The 17,180-nt window shown below is 71.0% G+C and carries 14 protein-coding genes and 3 pseudogenes; 10 read left to right on the top strand and 7 right to left on the bottom strand.

Going from position 1 to position 17,180, the window contains the following annotated elements; genetic code table 11:
• Positions 1–285 precede the first annotated feature (285 nt).
• The 6 genes and pseudogenes from paaA (at position 286) to C3488_RS01040 (ending at position 5,088) form a co-directional block, all read left to right on the top strand.
• On the top strand, positions 286–1,281 hold the full coding sequence (paaA, locus tag C3488_RS01065) for a 1,2-phenylacetyl-CoA epoxidase subunit PaaA (RefSeq protein WP_103837352.1): 996 nt from the start codon (positions 286–288) through the stop codon (positions 1,279–1,281).
• Positions 1,278–1,565, top strand: a complete 288-nt coding sequence (gene paaB, locus C3488_RS01060; protein WP_037614825.1) for a 1,2-phenylacetyl-CoA epoxidase subunit PaaB — start codon at positions 1,278–1,280, stop codon at positions 1,563–1,565. The genes paaA and paaB overlap by 4 nt, the downstream gene beginning before the upstream one ends.
• The gene (paaC, locus tag C3488_RS01055; RefSeq protein ID WP_103837351.1) at positions 1,562–2,281 is read left to right on the top strand and encodes a 1,2-phenylacetyl-CoA epoxidase subunit PaaC; all 720 of its coding nucleotides are present in this window, start codon (positions 1,562–1,564) and stop codon (positions 2,279–2,281) included. The genes paaB and paaC overlap by 4 nt, the downstream gene beginning before the upstream one ends.
• A complete protein-coding gene (paaD, locus tag C3488_RS01050; protein WP_103837350.1) occupies positions 2,275–2,817 on the top strand; it encodes a 1,2-phenylacetyl-CoA epoxidase subunit PaaD in 543 nt (180 codons plus the stop codon). The genes paaC and paaD overlap by 7 nt, the downstream gene beginning before the upstream one ends.
• A complete protein-coding gene (locus C3488_RS01045; protein WP_103837349.1) occupies positions 2,817–3,881 on the top strand; it encodes a 2Fe-2S iron-sulfur cluster-binding protein in 1,065 nt (354 codons plus the stop codon). Before paaD ends, C3488_RS01045 begins: the two co-directional genes overlap by 1 nt.
• Positions 3,882–4,006: 125 nt before the next feature.
• Positions 4,007–5,088 (top strand): annotated as a pseudogene (locus C3488_RS01040) (acyl-CoA dehydrogenase family protein).
• Between the two features lie 140 nt (positions 5,089–5,228).
• Here C3488_RS01040 and C3488_RS01035 read toward each other — a convergent pair.
• The 4 genes from C3488_RS01035 to C3488_RS01020 form a co-directional block, all read right to left on the bottom strand.
• Positions 5,229–5,558 carry a rhodanese-like domain-containing protein gene (locus tag C3488_RS01035; RefSeq protein ID WP_103837348.1) on the bottom strand — a complete coding sequence of 110 codons (330 nt, stop codon included), beginning with the start codon at positions 5,556–5,558 and terminating at the stop codon, positions 5,229–5,231.
• A 79-nt stretch (positions 5,559–5,637) separates the two neighbouring features.
• Entirely contained in the window at positions 5,638–6,507 is an 870-nt protein-coding gene (locus tag C3488_RS01030; RefSeq protein WP_103837347.1) for a J domain-containing protein, read from the bottom strand.
• Between the two features lie 119 nt (positions 6,508–6,626).
• Complete coding sequence (locus tag C3488_RS01025) at positions 6,627–8,186, bottom strand: DUF2252 domain-containing protein (protein WP_103837346.1); 1,560 nt, start codon at positions 8,184–8,186, stop codon at positions 6,627–6,629.
• Between the two features lie 178 nt (positions 8,187–8,364).
• Positions 8,365–8,721, bottom strand: a complete 357-nt coding sequence (locus C3488_RS01020) for an LAETG motif-containing sortase-dependent surface protein (RefSeq protein WP_258053232.1) — start codon at positions 8,719–8,721, stop codon at positions 8,365–8,367.
• Positions 8,722–8,927: 206 nt separating this feature from the next.
• Between C3488_RS01020 and C3488_RS01015 the strand changes: the two genes are divergently transcribed.
• The 3 genes and pseudogenes from C3488_RS01015 (at position 8,928) to C3488_RS01005 (ending at position 12,530) form a co-directional block, all read left to right on the top strand.
• Complete coding sequence (locus C3488_RS01015) at positions 8,928–9,992, top strand: PP2C family protein-serine/threonine phosphatase (RefSeq protein ID WP_103837345.1); 1,065 nt, start codon at positions 8,928–8,930, stop codon at positions 9,990–9,992.
• A 115-nt stretch (positions 9,993–10,107) separates the two neighbouring features.
• Positions 10,108–10,775, top strand: a pseudogene (locus C3488_RS01010) (ABC transporter transmembrane domain-containing protein); the annotation flags it as partial.
• A 399-nt stretch (positions 10,776–11,174) separates the two neighbouring features.
• Positions 11,175–12,530, top strand: coding sequence for a PHB depolymerase family esterase (locus tag C3488_RS01005; protein WP_103837385.1), 1,356 nt, complete (start codon positions 11,175–11,177; stop codon positions 12,528–12,530).
• A gap of 94 nt (positions 12,531–12,624) precedes the next feature.
• Here the strand turns inward: C3488_RS01005 and C3488_RS01000 are convergent, their stop codons facing one another.
• The 3 genes from C3488_RS01000 to C3488_RS00990 are packed head-to-tail and all read right to left on the bottom strand — an operon-like array spanning position 12,625 to position 16,177.
• Positions 12,625–14,964: an ABC transporter permease gene (locus C3488_RS01000; RefSeq protein ID WP_103837344.1), complete on the bottom strand. Its 2,340-nt coding sequence runs from the start codon at positions 14,962–14,964 to the stop codon at positions 12,625–12,627.
• Entirely contained in the window at positions 14,961–15,656 is a 696-nt protein-coding gene (locus C3488_RS00995) for an ABC transporter ATP-binding protein (protein ID WP_103837343.1), read from the bottom strand. Before C3488_RS00995 ends, C3488_RS01000 begins: the two co-directional genes overlap by 4 nt.
• Positions 15,653–16,177: a PadR family transcriptional regulator gene (locus C3488_RS00990; RefSeq protein WP_103837384.1), complete on the bottom strand. Its 525-nt coding sequence runs from the start codon at positions 16,175–16,177 to the stop codon at positions 15,653–15,655. The genes C3488_RS00995 and C3488_RS00990 overlap by 4 nt, the downstream gene beginning before the upstream one ends.
• 572 nt (positions 16,178–16,749) lie before the next feature.
• Between C3488_RS00990 and aspA the strand changes: the two are divergent.
• Positions 16,750–17,139 (top strand): annotated as a pseudogene (gene aspA, locus C3488_RS00985) (aspartate ammonia-lyase); the annotation flags it as partial.
• Between the last annotated feature and the right edge of the window lie 41 nt (positions 17,140–17,180).

The raw sequence follows: 17,180 nt of genomic DNA, 5'->3' as shown, positions 1-17,180 counted from the left end.
CTCCCGAGCTCTCCTGCCGTGGCGCCGTCCCTGTGCCGCCGACCGGGCCACCGCCTGCCTTTCGGCGGCGGACCGCCGCCTCGCCTCACCCGTTCGCAGCACGCCGGGCACACGCACCCGAACGGTACTCAGCCCCGCCGGTCCCGCACAGCCCAATCGGCACAGCGGCCGGACGGTCGCCACGGGTCGTCCACAGCGGTTGACACCCTACGGCGCCCCGCCCCACCATTGAATCGACCGGACCGAACGATCGGTCGGGAGCAGGCGAGTGGTCAGGGGGACCGCATGGCGACAGCAGCAGCGCACCGGCCGGCCCGCGCGGACGGCACAACGGCGGACGCGACGGAGTACGAGGCCGTGTTCGACGCCGCCGTGGCCGCCGACGAGCGCATCGAGCCTCGCGACTGGATGCCCGACGCCTACCGCGCCACCCTCGTCCGGCAGATCGCCCAGCACGCGCACTCCGAGATCATCGGCATGCAGCCGGAGGCCAACTGGATCACACGCGCCCCCTCGCTGCGCCGCAAGGCGATCCTGATGGCCAAGGTCCAGGACGAGGCGGGCCACGGACTGTATCTGTACGGCGCGGCGGAGACGCTCGGCACCAGCCGCGACGAACTGCTCGACAAGCTGCACACCGGCCGTCAGAAGTATTCATCGATCTTCAACTACCCGACGCTGACCTGGGCGGACGTCGGCGCCATCGGCTGGCTGGTGGACGGCGCCGCGATCACCAACCAGGTGCCCCTGTGCCGCTGCTCCTACGGGCCGTACGCGCGCGCGATGGTCCGCATCTGCAAGGAGGAGTCCTTCCACCAGCGCCAGGGCTACGAACTTCTGCTGGCCCTGAGCGGAGGAACACCGGAACAGCACGCGATGGCGCAGGACGCGGTGAACCGCTGGTGGTGGCCGTCCCTGATGATGTTCGGCCCACCCGACGACGAGTCCGCCCACTCCGCGCAGTCGATGGCCTGGAAGATCAAGCGGCACTCGAACGACGAGCTGCGCCAGCGGTTCGTGGACATCTGCGTCCCCCAGGCGGAGTCCCTGGGCCTGACCCTCCCCGACCCGGACCTGAAGTGGAACGAGGAGCGGGGGCACCACGACTTCGGCCCCATCGACTGGACGGAGTTCTGGGAGGTCCTCAAGGGCAACGGCCCCTGCAACGAGCAGCGGCTGACCCAGCGCAGGCAGGCCCACGAGGAAGGCGCCTGGGTACGAGAGGCAGCCGCGGCGTACGCGGCCAGGCACAACGGCGGGACGGGAGCGCAGCAGGCATGACGAACACCGACTGGCCCCTGTGGGAGGTCTTCGTGCGCTCACGCCGCGGGCTTTCGCACACCCACGCCGGCAGCCTGCACGCCCCGGACGCCGAACTGGCCCTGCGCAACGCCCGCGACCTGTACACCCGGCGCGGCGAGGGCGTCTCGATCTGGGTCGTGCCCTCCGCCGCGATCACCGCATCCTCACCGGACGAGAAGGACCCGTTCTTCGAACCGGCTGCCGACAAGCCGTACCGGCACCCGACGTTCTACGAGATCCCGGAAGGGGTGAAGCACCTGTGACCGTCACCGTGCACACGGCCGCCGCCCTGGCACTCGGCGACGACGCCCTGGTGCTCTCGCACCGCCTGGGGGAGTGGGCGGGCCACGCGCCGGTACTGGAGGAGGAGGTCGCCCTGGCCAACATCGCCCTCGACCTGCTGGGCCAGGCCAGGGTGCTGCTGTCCATGGTGGGCGACGAGGACGAGCTGGCCTACCTGCGCGAGGAGCGCGCCTTCCGCAACCTGCAGCTGGTGGAACAGCCGAACGGCGACTTCGCGCACACCATCGCCCGCCAGCTGTACTTCTCGACCTACCAGCGGCTCCTGTACAGCGAACTCGCCACCGGGGACAGCGAGTTCGGGGGCCTCGCCGCCAAGGCGGTCAAGGAGGTCACCTACCACCAGGACCACGCCGAACAGTGGACGTTGCGGCTCGGCGACGGCACCGACATCAGCCATGAACGGATGCGTCGCGCGTGCGAGGCACTGTGGCGGTACACGGGAGAGATGTTCCAGCCGGTGGAGGGCGTGGACGCCGACTGGACCGGCATCGAGCAGGCCTGGCTGGACTCGGTCGGCGACATCCTGCGCCGGGCCACCCTCGAAGTCCCCCAGGGGCCGCGTACCGGGGCGTGGACCGCGGGCGCGGGACGGCAGGGCCTGCACACCGAACCGTTCGGACGGATGCTCGCCGAGATGCAGCATCTGCACCGCAGTCACCCGGGGGCGTCATGGTGACGGCCACAGCCCTCGAGGAGGAACTGCGCCGGCTCGCCGGCTCCGTCCCCGACCCGGAACTGCCCGTGCTCACCCTGGAGGAGCTGGGCGTTCTGCGGTCCGTCCGTGTGCGCGGCACGGACGCGGTGGAGGTCGAGCTGACCCCGACGTACACAGGATGCCCCGCGCTCGAAACGATGTCCGTGGACATAGAGCGGGTGCTGCGCGAGCACGGCGTACGGAAGGTCGTCGTACGCACGGTCCTCAGCCCCGCCTGGTCGACGGACGACATCTCCGATGAGGGCCGCCGCAAACTGCAGGAGTTCGGGATAGCGCCCCCTCGCGTCCGCGGACGGCACACATCGGGCCCGGTGCCCGTGGAGCTGGGCCCGACCCGTGCAGTGACCGACTCCGCCGAGGCGGACGCCCCCGTGCGCTGCCCGTCCTGCGGGTCCGCCGAGACCGAACTGCTCAGCCGTTTCTCATCCACCGCGTGCAAGGCGCTGCGCCGCTGCCTCGCCTGCCGTGAGCCGTTCGACCACTTCAAGGAGTTGTGATGGCCCGGTTCCACCTGCTCCCGGTGGCCTCGGTGGAGCCGCTCACAGACGACTCCGTGGCCCTGACCCTCGCCGTGCCACCCGCACTGCGCGAGGAATACCGGCACACGCCCGGTCAGCACCTCGCGCTGCGCCGCACCGCCGACGGCAGGGAGATACGGCGTACGTACTCGATCTGCTCTCCCGCTCCGGCACCGGACGAAGAAGGTCCGCACACGCTGCGGGTCGGGGTGCGGCTGGTCGAGGGCGGAGCCTTCTCCACCTACGCGCTCAAGGAGATCGCCGAGGGGGACGAGCTGGAGGTGATGACACCGGCGGGACGGTTCACACTCGAGCCGGCACCCGGGCTGTACGCGGCCGTGGTGGGCGGCAGCGGCATCACCCCCGTACTGTCGATCGTGACGACACTCCTGGAGCGGGAGCCCACCGCGCGGTTCTGCCTCATACGCAGCGACCGCACGACGGCCTCGACGATGTTCCTGGAGGAGGTCGCCGACCTCAAGGACCGCTACCCCGAGCGGTTCCAGCTGGTCACGGTGCTCTCCCGGGAGGAACAGCAGGCGGGACTGCCCTCCGGGCGGCTCGATCAGGACCGGCTGGCCCGGCTGGTGCCGGCGCTGCTGCCGGTGGAGGAGGTCGCCGGCTGGTTCCTGTGCGGACCGTTCGGCCTGGTGCAGTCGGCGGAGCGGGCGCTGCGCGGCCTGGGAGTGCCGCGGGCGCGGATCCACGAGGAGATCTTCCATGTGGACGACGGAGCCGTGGCAACGCCATCCGCTCCCGCCCCCGCGCACAGCAGGGTGACCGCGCGGCTCGACGGACGCGGCGGCACCTGGCCGGTCCACGACGGCGAGTCCCTGCTGGAGACGGTGCTGCGCAACCGTCCTGATGCGCCCTACGCCTGCAAGGGCGGGGTGTGCGGGACCTGCCGGGCGTTCCTGGTCTCGGGAGAGGTACGGATGGACCGCAACTTCGCGCTCGAGCCGGAGGAGACGGAGGCCGGATATGTGCTGGCGTGCCAGTCGCATCCGGTCACGGAGACGGTGGAGCTGGACTTCGACCGGTGAGCGCTCCCCCCGGAGCCGCTGCACGGTGTTTCCGGGAAGGACCTGTCCGCGGACCGTTCCCTTCGTCTGGAACCTGTTCTATCTTGACGGACCGTCAGTTCAGCGGACCGCCAGGAGGACAGGCCGTGGACTTCACCTTCAGCGAGGAGCAGCAGGCGGCAGTCGAGGCGGCGAGGGCCGTGTTCGCCGGGGTCGCGCCGGACGGAGTGCCCAGCCCCGCACTGACCGCCGGCGCTGTCGCCCACGACTTCGACCGGGCGCTGTGGGCGCGGCTCGCCGACGCGGACCGCTCAGCCTGCTGCTGGACGGGAAGTACGGCGGCGCGGGTCTCGACACGATCGCCCTCTGCCTGGTGCTGCGGGAATCGGCCAAGGTGCTCGCGCGAGTGCCGCTACTGGCGAACACGACGGCAGCGGTCGCCGTACAGACCTACGGCAGCGCCGAGTTGAAGGAGGAACTGCTCACGCGGACCGGCCGGGGCAAGACGGTCCTCACGGTCGCCGCACACGGCCGGACCGGGCACGACCCCGCCGAACTCGCAGTGGCGGCACAGCAGGAGGGCGACACCTGGGTGCTGGAAGGGACACACGACGACGCCGGCCGCGCCGTCCTCGCCCTGGTGCCGCGTACGCACGAGGGCGCCGTTCTCGCCGAGCAGCTCTCCACGACCGGGGAGCGGCTCGCCGAGCTGCGGCTGGAATCGGCACGGATCGCCGAGCGGTATGTACTCGACACCGAGGGAGCCTGGGAGTGGCTGCGCCTGCTGCTCACCACCGGGACGTGCGCGCTGGCACTCGGCCTCGCCGAGGCCACGCTCAGGATGACAAGCGAGTACGCCGGCAAGCGGGAACAGTTCGGCCACCCCATCGCCACCTTCCAGGCGGTCGCGATGCAGGCCGCCGACCGGTACATGGACCTGCGGGCCATGGAGGCCACACTCTGGCAGGCCGCATGGAGGATCACGTCCGGCACGGCGGGAGCGCTGCCGGCGGCCGGCGACGTGGCGGTGGCGAAGATCTGGGCTGCGGAGGGCGTACGGCGGGTGGTGCAGACGTCGCAGCATCTGCACGGCGGCTTCGGCGCCGACACCGACTACCCCCTGCACCGGTACCACGCCTGGGCCAAGCACCTGGAGCTGTCACTCGGCCCCGCGGCGGCACACGAGGAGACCCTGGGCGACCTGCTGGCGGCGCACCCCCTGGGCTGAGCGGGGCGACCCCGCTCGCAAAAATCCCCGGCCGGACTGCAGCCCGACGTGCCAGAGCCGCACGGCGGGCCTACGTCCCAGCCCCGGAGTCCGACCCGACGCCCCAGGCCCGGCCTGCGGCACGGCCTCCCAGGGCCGTACTACAGCACGATGCCGGGCTCGCCCTTGGCGTCCACGACCGGTCGGCCCTCGGCGGCCCACACCTGCATGCCGCCGTCGACGTTCACCGCGTCGATGCCCTGCTGGACCAGGTACATCGCCACCTGAGCCGAACGGCCCCCGGAACGGCAGATCACATGCACCCGGCCGTCCTGCGGCGCCGCCTCGGTGAACTCACCGTAGCGGGCGACGAACTCACTGAGGGGGATGTGCAGCGCCCCCTCGGCGTGACCCGCCCGCCACTCGTCGTCCTCACGGACGTCCAGCAGGAAGTCGTCGTCCTTGAGGTCCGCGACCTCGACCGTGGGCACACCAGCTCCGAAATGCATACCCCGACGCTACCCGACGCCGACGCGGACGTGCCCGCCATCGCCGACCGCAGCGGTGCGCTCAGCCGCGCAGCGCCTCCAGCTCGGCTTCCTTCTGCGCGACCTGGGCCAGCAGCTGCTCCGCGATCTCCTCGAGGAGACCGTCCGGGTCGTCGGGGGCCAGCCGCAGCATCGAGCCGATCGCACCCTCCTCCAGTTCCCGGGCCACCAGCGTGAGCAGTTCCTTGCGCCGGGAGAGCCACTCGAGACGGGCGTAGAGCTCTTCGCTGTGACTCGGCCGACGCTCCTCCGGGACAGGGCCGGCGGCCCACTCCTCGGACAGCTCCCGCAGCAGCACCTCGTCACCGCGGGCGTAGGCGGCGTTGACCCGGGCGATGAACTCGTCCCGCCGCTTGCGCTCGTCCTCGTCCTGGGCGAGGTCGGGGTGGGCCTTGCGGGCCAGCTCGCGGTAGAGCTTGCGGGCCTCCTCGCTGGGCCGCACGCGCTGCGGAGGCCGCACGGGCTGGTCCGTCAGCATGGCCTGCGCCTCCGGGAACAGCCCGCCGGAGTCCATCCAGCCGTGGAACAGCTCCTCCACGCCCGGCATCGGCAGGACCCGGGCACGTGCCTCATGGGCCCGGCGTATGTCCTCCGGGTCCTGGGTGCGGGCGGCCCGCGCCTCGGCGATCTCCGCGTCCAGCTCCTCCAGGCGCGCGTACACGGGGCCGAGCTTCTGGTGGTGCAACCGGGAGAAGTTCTCGACCTCCACACGGAAGGTCTCCACGGCGATCTCGTACTCGATCAACGCCTGCTCGGCGGCCCGCACAGCCCGCTCCAGCCGCTCCTCAGGCCGCGCCCCGGCACCCCCGGCCCCGCCCGAGCCGGTGCCCTCGGCCACCGGCTCATCGGTCCCGGACACGGTCTGGCTCTGCTCGGCATCGGGCGTCGTCACCGCACCAGCGTAAGACACGGTCGAGGGGGCTCTGCCGTGGTCCGGTGAGGTCGGGGATGCACAGCAGATCGACGCTCTTGGGGCCTCCCTCCCCTCCCCTCCCCCTCTCCCCCGGCCCCTCAGACCCCCATCTCCCCCGCGATCCGCCCACTCCGCACCGCCGCCACCAGTGCCGCGTGATCCGCCTCCGTGCGGTCCGCGTACGCCACGGCGAACGCCGCTGCCGCCTCGTCCAGTTCCTCGTTCTTGCCGCAGTAGCCCGAGATCAGGCGCGGGTCGGCGCTGTGGCTGTGGGCGCGGGCCAGCAGCGCCCCGGTCATGCGGGCGTAGTCGTCTATCTGGTCGGCGGCCAGGGCAGCCGGGTCGACGCTGCCCTTGCGGTTGCGGAACTGCCGTACCTGGTAGGGGCGTCCGTCGACCGTCGTCCAGCCCAGCAGGATGTCGCTGACGACCTGCATGCGCTTCTGCCCCTGGACGACCCGGCGGCCCTCGTGCTCCACCTCCGGCACCGGGTGCCCGGACGTGGCCAGATGGGGGAGCAGGGCCGACGGGCGGGCCTCCTTGACCTGGAGGACCAGCGGTTCGCCTCGGTGGTCGAGAAGCAGCACCACATAGGAGCGGGTGCCCACGCTTCCCGTGCCGACGACGCGGAACGCCACGTCGTGCACCGCGTACCGGGCGAGAAGCGGGAGCCGGTCCTCGGGCAGCGTCGTCAGATACTCCTCCAGCGCCGCCGCGACCGACTCGGCCTCCGCGTCCGGTATGCGGCGCAGCACCGGCGGCGCGTCCACGAAGCGTCGGCCGCCGCCTTCGACCGGCTCGGTCGCCTTCGCCGCGAACCGCCCGCTCGTGTTGGCCCGCGCCTTCTCCGAGACCCGCTCCAGCGTGCCGAGCAGGTCGTGGGCGTCCGTGTGGGAGACGAGCTCCTCGTCTGCGATCGCGTTCCAGGCGTCCAGGACCGGGAGCCTGGCCAGCAGGCGCATGGTGCGCCGGTAGGCGCCGACCGCGTCGTGCGCCGCCTGACGGCACCGGTCCTCGTCGGCCCCGGCCTCACGGCCGGCGAGCACCAGCGAGGCGGCGAGCCGCTTGAGGTCCCACTCCCAGGGGCCGTGCACCGTCTCGTCGAAGTCGTTCAGGTCGATGACCAGGCCGCCACGGGCGTCCCCGTACAGGCCGAAGTTCGCCGCGTGGGCGTCGCCGCAGATGTGGGCGCGGATGCCGGTCATCGGGGTGCGTGCGAGGTCGTGGGCCATGAGGCCCGCCGAGCCGCGCAGGAACGCGAACGGTGTGGCCGCCATTCTGCCGACGCGTATGGGCGTCAGCTCGGGGAGGCGGCCGCGGTTGGACTCCTCGACGGCGGTGACCGCGTCCGGGCGGTCGATGTCCAGCACCAGTTCGGCGTGGGCCCGGCGCGGGACCCGTGCGCGCAGTGCCTTGCCCTCCTCCTTCGGTGAGCCCTCGACCGGCCACCGCGCGAAGCCGCGTACCCCGGAGATCCGGGCCGCGTGCCGTGGCTTCGCCGTCCCCGTCCCAGTCTCGACCTCGGTCACACCGATCGCCTCCCCCGCTGTCCATGCAGCCGCGTGAACATCAACTGCGGACGACCGTACAGGTCGGCCGTTGAGGCGCGTCAGAGCTGTGGACAACTCCGCGGCTGTGGAAAACCTTCGCGTCGGCATCCGCGCGTTGCGCGATGGCACGCCGGCTGCGCGCGGATGGTCTGTCCGGTGGCCAGGCGGACGGCAGCGAAGGCGAACATCGCGAGGCCACCTCGCCGGGTCAGGACCCGCAGATCTGAGGGGCCGCCGTGTCCGCGTGTGGCGGCACGGCGGCTCCTTTTGCGCGGAGTGATGCCGGTCAGGCGATGATGCCGGTGCCGGTGGCCTTGCGGCGGCGTACGACGAAGACGGCACCCGCACCGACGGCCACGGCGGCGCCGCCCGCCAGGGCGATCACCGGCAGCGCGGAGCTGGAGCCGGTCTCGGCGAGGTGGCCCTGCGGATCGATCTCGGTGTTGCCGGCGGGCTTGTTCGGCAGCGGCTTGCGGCCGCCCTGCGGCTTGGCGTCACCCGGGTCGGTCGAGGCGGAGCCGGCCTTGAGGATGTCGAACTCGTAGTAGCCGTCGTCACCGGAGAAGACGCAGTTGCCCTCGTCGTCGGCGTACATGCCGATGCTGATGGCGAAGCCGAGGCCGGCCGGAGCCTTCTTGTCCACGGCGAGGCGCAGGTCGATGGAGAAGGACTCGTGGGTGTGTGCCGACGCCGCGGTGACGGCACTCCTTGCGAGGATCGGTGAAGCTTTTTCTCAGATTCGGCAAGTACGTTCTGCGACGATGCGTTGTGCTAGGCCCGCAGCGCGGGGGGAAGGGTTCCAGTGGCCTGTCACCTGTCCCCCTCTGGTCCGTCCGGGACAGGCCGCCCATGGTGCCGGAGGCCGACGTGTCCGCGACCAACCGCCAGTCGACCGTCCTGTCCCTGCTGCCCTTCGCCATGATGGCCACGGTCGCCCTCGTCGACATCGCCGCCGGCCCGTCCATGCACTTCCTGCCGCTGGTGTCGCTGGGACCGGCCTTCGCCCCTCTCGTGGGCGGCTGGAGACGCACCGCGTGCGTCGGCGGGACAGCGCTGCTGCTCTGCGTCGGCCTCGCCTGGTACGACGACCTGACCGACGTGCGGCGCGCCTCCATGACCCTCGCCTCCGTCGCGGGGGTCACCGTCGCGGGGCTCGTGGCCGTCTCCATGCGCCGCAAACGGGAGGCGGAGCTGGACAGCGTCCGGTCGATCGCCGAGGCGGCCCAGCGGGTGCTGCTCAAGCCGGTACCGCGTCTGGCCGGCCGTCTGCGGGCAGCCGTCTCCTACACCTCCGCCGTCGCCGAGGCCCGGATCGGCGGAGACCTGTACGAAGTCGTCGCCGCGCCCCAGGGTGTACGGGTCGTCGTGGGGGACGTCCAGGGCAAAGGGCTGGAGGCGGTGGAGACCGCGGCCGTGGTCCTCGGGGCCTTCCGGGAGGCCGCGCTGGACGAAGCGGACCTGGTGCAGGTGGGGCGCAGGCTCGAGCGGTCGGTCGCCCGGCAACTGGACGGCGAGAAGTTCGTCACCGCCGTCCTGGTCGAGGTGAGCGGGCACCAGGCCACCTTCCTCAACTTCGGCCACCCCGCACCCATGGTGATCCGCTCCGACGGCACCGTGCACCTTCCCGAACCGACCGCGTACGCGCTGCCGCTCGGCCTGAGCGAACACGGCCCGGCCGAACCGGAGCCGTTCGACACCGACTTCCTCCCCGGCGACCAACTCCTGCTGTACACCGACGGAATCATCGAGGCACGCGACACCGACGGCCGCTTCTATCCACTCACCGAACGCGCCCACCTGCTCAAGGAACCGGACCCCGAGACCGCGCTGGAAACCCTGCGCCAGGACCTGCTCCAGCACGTGAACGGCCCGCTCCAGGACGACGCCGCGATGCTGCTGCTGCGCTACCGGTGAGTTCGGGGAACAGCCGCTTTCAAGGACCGATCGCAATCGCACGGGGGCAGCGAGGCGCGCGTGTGCGAACTGACCGGACCGTTCGATGTCTCCCAGTCGACGATCTCCCACCGCCGGAAGGGTGGCCGAGGCGTTCGGCGCCTATGTGCTGGAACGGACGGCGGAGTCGGTGGTGCTCGCCGCCCGCCGCAGCCTCATCGGCCGGTTGCTGCGGCTGCGGCTGGCGGAGGTGGACCGGATGCAGCCGGGCGATCTGATGACCCGGGTGACCTCCGACACCACGCTGCTGCGGGCGGTCAGCACCCAGGCACTGGTCTCCGCTGCGACGGGGGCGGTGACGCTCGTCGCGGCGGTCGTGGTGACGGCTTTCCTCGATGCCGTCCTGTTCGGCGTCACGCTCGGCGTCGCCCTCGGCGTCGTCGCGGGCCTCGGCGTGGGTGTCGCCCTGGTGATGCCGAAGATCGCCCAAGCCACCGAGCGATCCCAGGCCGCGGTCGGGGAGATGTCCACGGGCCTGGAGCGGGTCTTCGGCGCGTTCCGTACGGTGAAGGCCTCCGGTGCCGAGGAGCGGGAGACCGCTCGCCTCGAGGCGGCGGCACGCCGGGCGTGCCGGGCGCGCCCGGCGTGCCGCGCGTGGCGCCAAGGCATGCGGAGCGCGAAGTGGGAGGCCGTGGCGGGGTCGGCGGATGCTCTCGCCGTGCATCTGGCGTTCCTTGCGGTGCTCGGGTCGGCGGGGCTCGCGTGGCCTCCGGGGCGATGCCCGTCGCCCCGGGGGCGGCCTTTTCGGGTCGGCCGACACACCTCCGAACGAAACCGGGCCCCCGGGCCGGCATCCAGCCGAAGCCGTTCACCACGGACCGAGCAGTACCGGGCCACCGCCCGGTCATCACCATCGGATCACATGGCCGGTGTTCACTCAGCCCATTGTCGAAGCGCTTCACATTCACGCCTCAAGTCAATGTGAATTCTCTGGCGAACCAGAGGAATAGGGGCGACGCGGCCTTGCTCTCGACGGGGGCATTGACATCACATCCAGCGCAATGGGAGCGTCGAAGCGCTTCACCACCCGGTGTCGCCTGCTCCTCCTTGACCACACCAACCACCGTGCCTGCCACTCCGGTTCGGTGGACGCGGCCGGGAGCATCACCCCGCTCGCGCCGGATTCCAGGAAAGGACAGCGTCATGTCCCGGAAGCCCAAGAAGAGAAGCGTCAGAGATTTACTGGCAGCTCTGCTGATGGCGATCTCGCCGCTGATCGCGGCGCTCGTACTGACCGGCACCTCGGCCACCACCGCGTCGGCCGCGTCACTGACCGAGGTGACCAACTTCGGCAGCAACCCCGGAAACCTGCGGATGTACGTCTACAAGCCCGACAGCGCTCCGGCACGCCCGGCGGTGCTGGTGGCAGTGCACTACTGCACCGGCACGGGGCCCACCTTCTACGCCAACACGGAGTTCGCCCGCCTGGCCGACCAGTACGGGTTCATCGTCGTCTACCCGGACGCGAACGTCAGCGGGCAGTGCTTCGACGTCTCCTCGCCCCAGGCGCTCAAGCATGACGGGGGCAGCGACCCCACGAGCATCGCCCAGATGGTCCGGTACACCGTGCAGAACATGAACGCCGACGCCGGCCGGGTCTATGTCACCGGCGCCTCGTCCGGCGCGATGACGACGAATGTCCTGCTCGGCGACTACCCCGACCTGTTCAAGGCCGGTGCGGCGTTCATGGGCGTGCCGTTCGGCTGCTTCGCCACTACCGACGGCTCCGGCTGGAACACCGACTGCGCCACCGGCAAGATCACCAAGACCCCGCAGGAGTGGGGCGACCTCGTCCGGGGCGCCTACCCGGGGTACACCGGCCCCCGGCCGCGGATGCAGCTGTGGCACGGCACCGAGGACGAAGCGCTGAACTACGTGAACTTCGGTGAAGAGATCAAGCAGTGGACCAATGTGCTCGGAGTGAGCCAGACCCCGGTCTTCACCGACTCCCCGCAGTCCGGCTGGACCCGCACCCGCTACGGCTCCGCCACCGCGCAGGCCCCGGTCGAGGCGATCAGCATCCAGGGTGTCGGGCACTCCCTGCCCGCCAGCGGTATGGCGGCCCGGGCCATCGCCTTCTTCGGACTCGACGGCTCCGGCGGGACCGGCGGGACCACCACCGGTCCGATCCACGCCACCGGTTCGGGCAAGTGTCTTGACGTGCCCGGCCTTTCGCAGACCAACGGAACCCAGACGCAGATCTGGGACTGCAACGGCGGCACCAACCAGACCTGGACCCGCACGTCGACCAAGCAGCTCACCGTCTACGGCGGCGCGAAGTGCCTCGACGCCACCGGCACCACGGCCGGCGCCAAGGTCGCGATATGGGACTGCAACGGCGGCACCAACCAGCAGTGGAACCTCAACTCCAACGGCACCCTCACCAGCGTCCAGTCAGGCCTGTGCCTGGACGTGACAGGCGCCTCCACCGCCAACGGCGCACTGGTCGAACTGTGGGACTGCAACGGCGGCACCAACCAGCAGTGGCGCCTCGGCTGACACCACCGCCCAGCAATGAGGGCTTCTCGAAACCGCCCTCGGTTTCGAGAAGCCCTCCAAGCTCACACCCCCCGTACTGCCCTCGCCGTACGGCTCACTCGGTGCGCAGGCCGTCCGGGCGCATCAGCCGCAGCAGCGGCGGCAGGCTGAGCACGGTCACCAGCAGGACGACGGCGGTGGCGGTGCCGGTCATGGACAGTACGCTCGTCCAGTCCACGCCCACCGGCTTGTCCGTCATCTTCAGCAGTGCCGCGCCCAGTGTCATCCCGATCGCTGTGGCCAGCGTCAGGCCGAGGCCGATCGGGATCGCCGTCTGCCACAGCACGGACAGGCACAGGGTGCGGCGCCGGGTGCCGAAGGCGATGAGCGACGACAGCAGTTTGCGGCGCTCGCGCAGCTGCTCCAGCTGCGCGACCAGCAGACTCGCGCCGATCAGCGCCAGTACGCAGGCGGCGCCGACGAACAGGAAGGTGCGCAGGGAGGCGTAGGTGTCGTCGCTCTTGCTGGACACCAGCATCGCCGGGTCGGTCGGCATGCCGAGACGGCGGGCCGTGTTCCGCGCGTACTCCGGCGCGGCCGCCAGCCTCTGGTCGAGCGCGAGGTAGATCTTCCCGTCCAGGCCATGTGCGCCGCCCGAGGGCAGGGCGCCCGGCGTCAGCAGCAGCCCGCCACGCTTCCAGCCGGTCGGGTCCGTCATCGCCCGTGCCTGCTTCACGCCCGCCGGCACGGTCCAGGGCATCGGCCTGTTGCCGACGAGGGGGCCTAGGGTCCCGTTGAACCACACCTTTGTGCCGGCCTTGGAAAGGTCGGCCGCCCCCAGCTCCTCGGCCTCCTCGGCGCCGCCCCGGACGGCGAAGGCGTCACCGTCCTCGCAGGAGGGCAGGGAAGCCACCTCGCGCAGGGACGCGCAGTCGGCGATGGTGACCGGGGCGGATTTGCCGGCTTCCGTGCGCTGGACAAGGCCCTCGTCGTAGGCGTAGACCTTCGCAACGCCTCTGGTCGCCTTGAAGTCGGCCGCCGCCCGGGCGAGCGGGACCCCGTCCGGCAGTTCCACGCGCATCTGGGCCCGGGTGGGGTCGTCGGTGGTGTGCTTGGTGTACTGGCCCTGCACCCCGGAGAACAGCATCTGCAGGGCGATGGCGCCCGCCACCGCGACCGCGATGCCGTTGACCATGCGGGCGGCCGTTCCGCTGCTCAACTGGAGTCGGCGGATGGCCAGTTGCCAGGAGACCCCGCCGGAGCCGAGCCGGGCGACGACCGCCTCCACGACCCACGGCAGCAGCGCGGTCACCCCGACGAGCAGCAGGAGGACACCACCGATGACCTGGTACTGGTTGAAGTCTTTACTGAACCGGTCCTTGCCGATCATCGGGTAGAGCAGTCCGAGCCCGCCCACGGGCAGCAGTATCCGCCACCACAGCCGGCGCCGCGGGGGCTTCGCGGTGCGCACCACGCCGAGCGGCTCGATCACCACGCCGCGCAGCGCGAACAGCGTGACCAGCACGGCGGCCGCCGGGACCGCGACCGCGACGAGCAGGACGAGCGAGGGCGAGGGGATCAGATAGCCGGGGAACACGCTTACGTCGAACAGGTCCACGGACCCGGAAAGCTGCCGGACGATCAGGAAGAAGACCGTGCCGAAGGCCAGGCCGGCCACGGCGCCGGCGAAGGCCTCGCCCGCGGCGATCCGCCGGGTCATCCCGCTGTCCGAACCCACCAGCCGCAGCGCCGCCAGTCGCCGGTCACGGCGCTCGCCGCCGAACCGCACGGCCGCGGCGATGAACACGCCGACCGGCATCAGCAGCGCCAGGAACACGACGAGGCCGAGCAGGACGAGGACGGGGTCCTTCTTCTCCGAGGGCATGAACCCAGCGCCGAATCGGTCGATGCGTTCGACCAAGCCCATCCCCGGCACGACCACGAGGTGATCGGCGCCGCGGTAGAAGGCCAGTTCCTGGGCCCCGATCAGTCCCGGTTCCGCGATGGTGCCGACGATCCGCTCCGGCAGCCGTTCGCGCAGCAGTTTCCCTTCGCCGGACTCCAGCAGCCGCTTCAGCGCGGGAGAGACGACCATCTCGCCCGCCCCGGGAAACTTCGAGACCCCTGGCGGCAGGGGCGCCCTGGGCCCCTCGGGCTGCACCTCCCGCCCGCGCACCTCCTTGTCATGGAAGGTCGTCCCGGCCTCGCCGACCACCAGGGTGTCGTCCGCCTTCTTCTTCGGCTCCAACCCGGTGTACGTGAGGTCGGAGCGCGCCTTCTCCCGGTCGTGCCGGACGGCCAGCGCGTTCGGGACCGCGGTGGCGAGCAGCAGCAGTGCCACGCCGAGCCCCACGCCGACGGCGGTGAGGAGTATCCGCACCCACCCCTCCCGCCCGCCGGTGAAGGCGAACCGGGCCCCCATGGCCAGGTCCCTGGACCACTGCCGTGCACTCATATGGCGTGCTCCATGTCCCGGGACCTGCCGTCGCGGACGACGACCTCGCGGTCGGAGTAGGCGGCGACCCGCGCCTCGTGCGTGACGAGCACGACGGCCGCATTGGTGGAGCGGGCCGCCTCGGTGAACAACCCCATCACGCGCTCGCCGTTGAGCGAGTCGAGCGCACCGGTCGGCTCGTCGGCGAACAGCACGCGCGGTCCCGTGACCAGCGCCCGGGCCACGGCCACCCGCTGGCCCTGACCGCCGGAGACCTCGCCGGGCCGCTTCGTGCGCAGGTCGTCGACCTCGAGCCGCTCCATCCACCGGAGCGCGGCCTGCTCGGCCTCCTTGCGGGAGGCGCCGTTCAGCCGCAGCGGCAGGGCCACGTTCTCCACACAGGTCAGCTCGGGCACCAGCTGACCGAACTGGAAGACGAAGCCGAACTCGGAGCGGCGCAGCGCACTGCGCTGGGCGTCGTTCATGGTGGCCAGCTCACGCCCGTTGTAGGTGATGGATCCGGAGTCGGGCCGCACGATCCCGGCGAGGCAGTGCAGCAGCGTCGACTTGCCGGACCCGGAGGGGCCCATCACGGCGACGACCTCACCGGGATGGATGGAGAAGTCGGCGCCGTCGAGCGCGGTGGTCGGCCCGTACGCCTTGCGCAGGTCCTGGGCGGCGAGCAGAGAACCGGGAGGAGGAACACGGGTCACGCGGTCACCGCCTCGGCGAGCTTGTCCAGACGCGCGGCCGTGAGCTCCAGCCAGCGCAGATCCGCTTCGAGGTGGAACAGGGCGTGGTCGCAGATCAACTGGTCGGCCAGGTCGCCCTGACGCTTGCGGTCGGTCAGGATCCGCATGCTGCGCAGGTGCTCCGAGCGCTGCGTGTCGAGAATGCCGGCCGCGTCCCGGTGCGTCAGCAGCGCGAGGACGACCTTGCTGTACAGCAGCGACTGCAGGTACGGCTCGGGCTTCTCCGGCGTCGCGAGCCAGCGCTCGACGTCGGTGATCCCGGCGTCGGTGATCGCGTACCGCTTGCGATCGGGCCCACCGCCCGCCTCGATGCCGTCGACTTCGACGAGGCCGTTCTTCAGCAGCCGGGACATCGTCGCGTAGACCTGGCCGTAGTGCAGCGGCCGGTCATGACCGAACTTCTCGTCGAAGGCCCGCTTCAGCTCGTAACCATGTCGCGGACCGGACTCCAGGAGCCCCAGAAGGGTATTGCCGATGGACATGCCCAGCACTCTACACACCGTGTATACATCGTGCGTATACGCGGAGTGTTTAGATCATGTCGGTGGGTGCGCCCGTGCAGGTGGGGGCCTCTGTCGCGCTTCCCCGAATTCACAGGGCAGCGGCTGCACGTCGGCCAAGCGACAGCCGCACTCCTGGAGGCCGAGTCCCCGGCACCCGAGCAGACCACAGTCGTCGAGGCAGCCACAGATCGTTTCCCGAGCTCAGGTCGATCGTTTCCCACCGCGCCGGTGAACGGCCTATCGCGGGCCAGGCCGGCAGCGCGGGGTCACGTGCGTCCAGGTGTCCCCGGACCGGACAGCCCTGGTCGGATCGGGAGCCGCAGAGGTGTGGTGCGACTCCGGCGGCGATGGCTTTCCTGGACGGAGCGCTGACGAAACCGCGAGCAGGTCGCCTTATAGGGCGACCTTATAAGGCACATCGGGATTGTGTCTTGGACGCGCTGCCCGGCCCGCTGGTGCAATCGGCCGTATGACGAACCAACCACCGCATCATCCTCACCAACGGTGACGGCATGGGGACCGAGGTCCTGCCGTCCGCACGGCGAGTCCCGAAGGTGATCGGCAACGACGTCACCGTCACCATGGCCGCCGAGGCCGGACAGCTCCAGCTCAACGCCTTCGAGCCGATCATCCGGCACTCCCTCTCCAAGAGCATCACGCACCTGGAGCGCGCCTGCCTGACCCTGGCCGAGCGGTGCGTCGCCGGGATCACGGCCGACACCGAGGCGCTGCGGGCGGCGGTGGAGAACTCCATCGGCCTGGTCACCGCCCTCAACCCGTACATCGGCTACGAGGCCGCACCCCGCATCGCCACGGAGGCCCTCGCCACCGGACGCGGAGTCGCCGAACTCGTCCTGGACAAGGGCCTCCTGCCCGCCGGCACCCTCGCCGAGCTGCTCCGTCCCGAGGCCGCCGCGGGACCGGGTCAAGCCCTGGTGTGACGTGATCAAACGCCACCTCGGCTGACGTTCCCTCTCACCTA

Origin of the sequence: Streptomyces sp. Ru72 (assembly GCF_002920635.1) — a bacterium.
Taxonomy (GTDB): domain Bacteria; phylum Actinomycetota; class Actinomycetes; order Streptomycetales; family Streptomycetaceae; genus Streptomyces.
The sequence above is the reverse complement of the archived record's forward strand: the minus strand, read 5'-3'. Positions and strand labels throughout refer to the sequence as shown.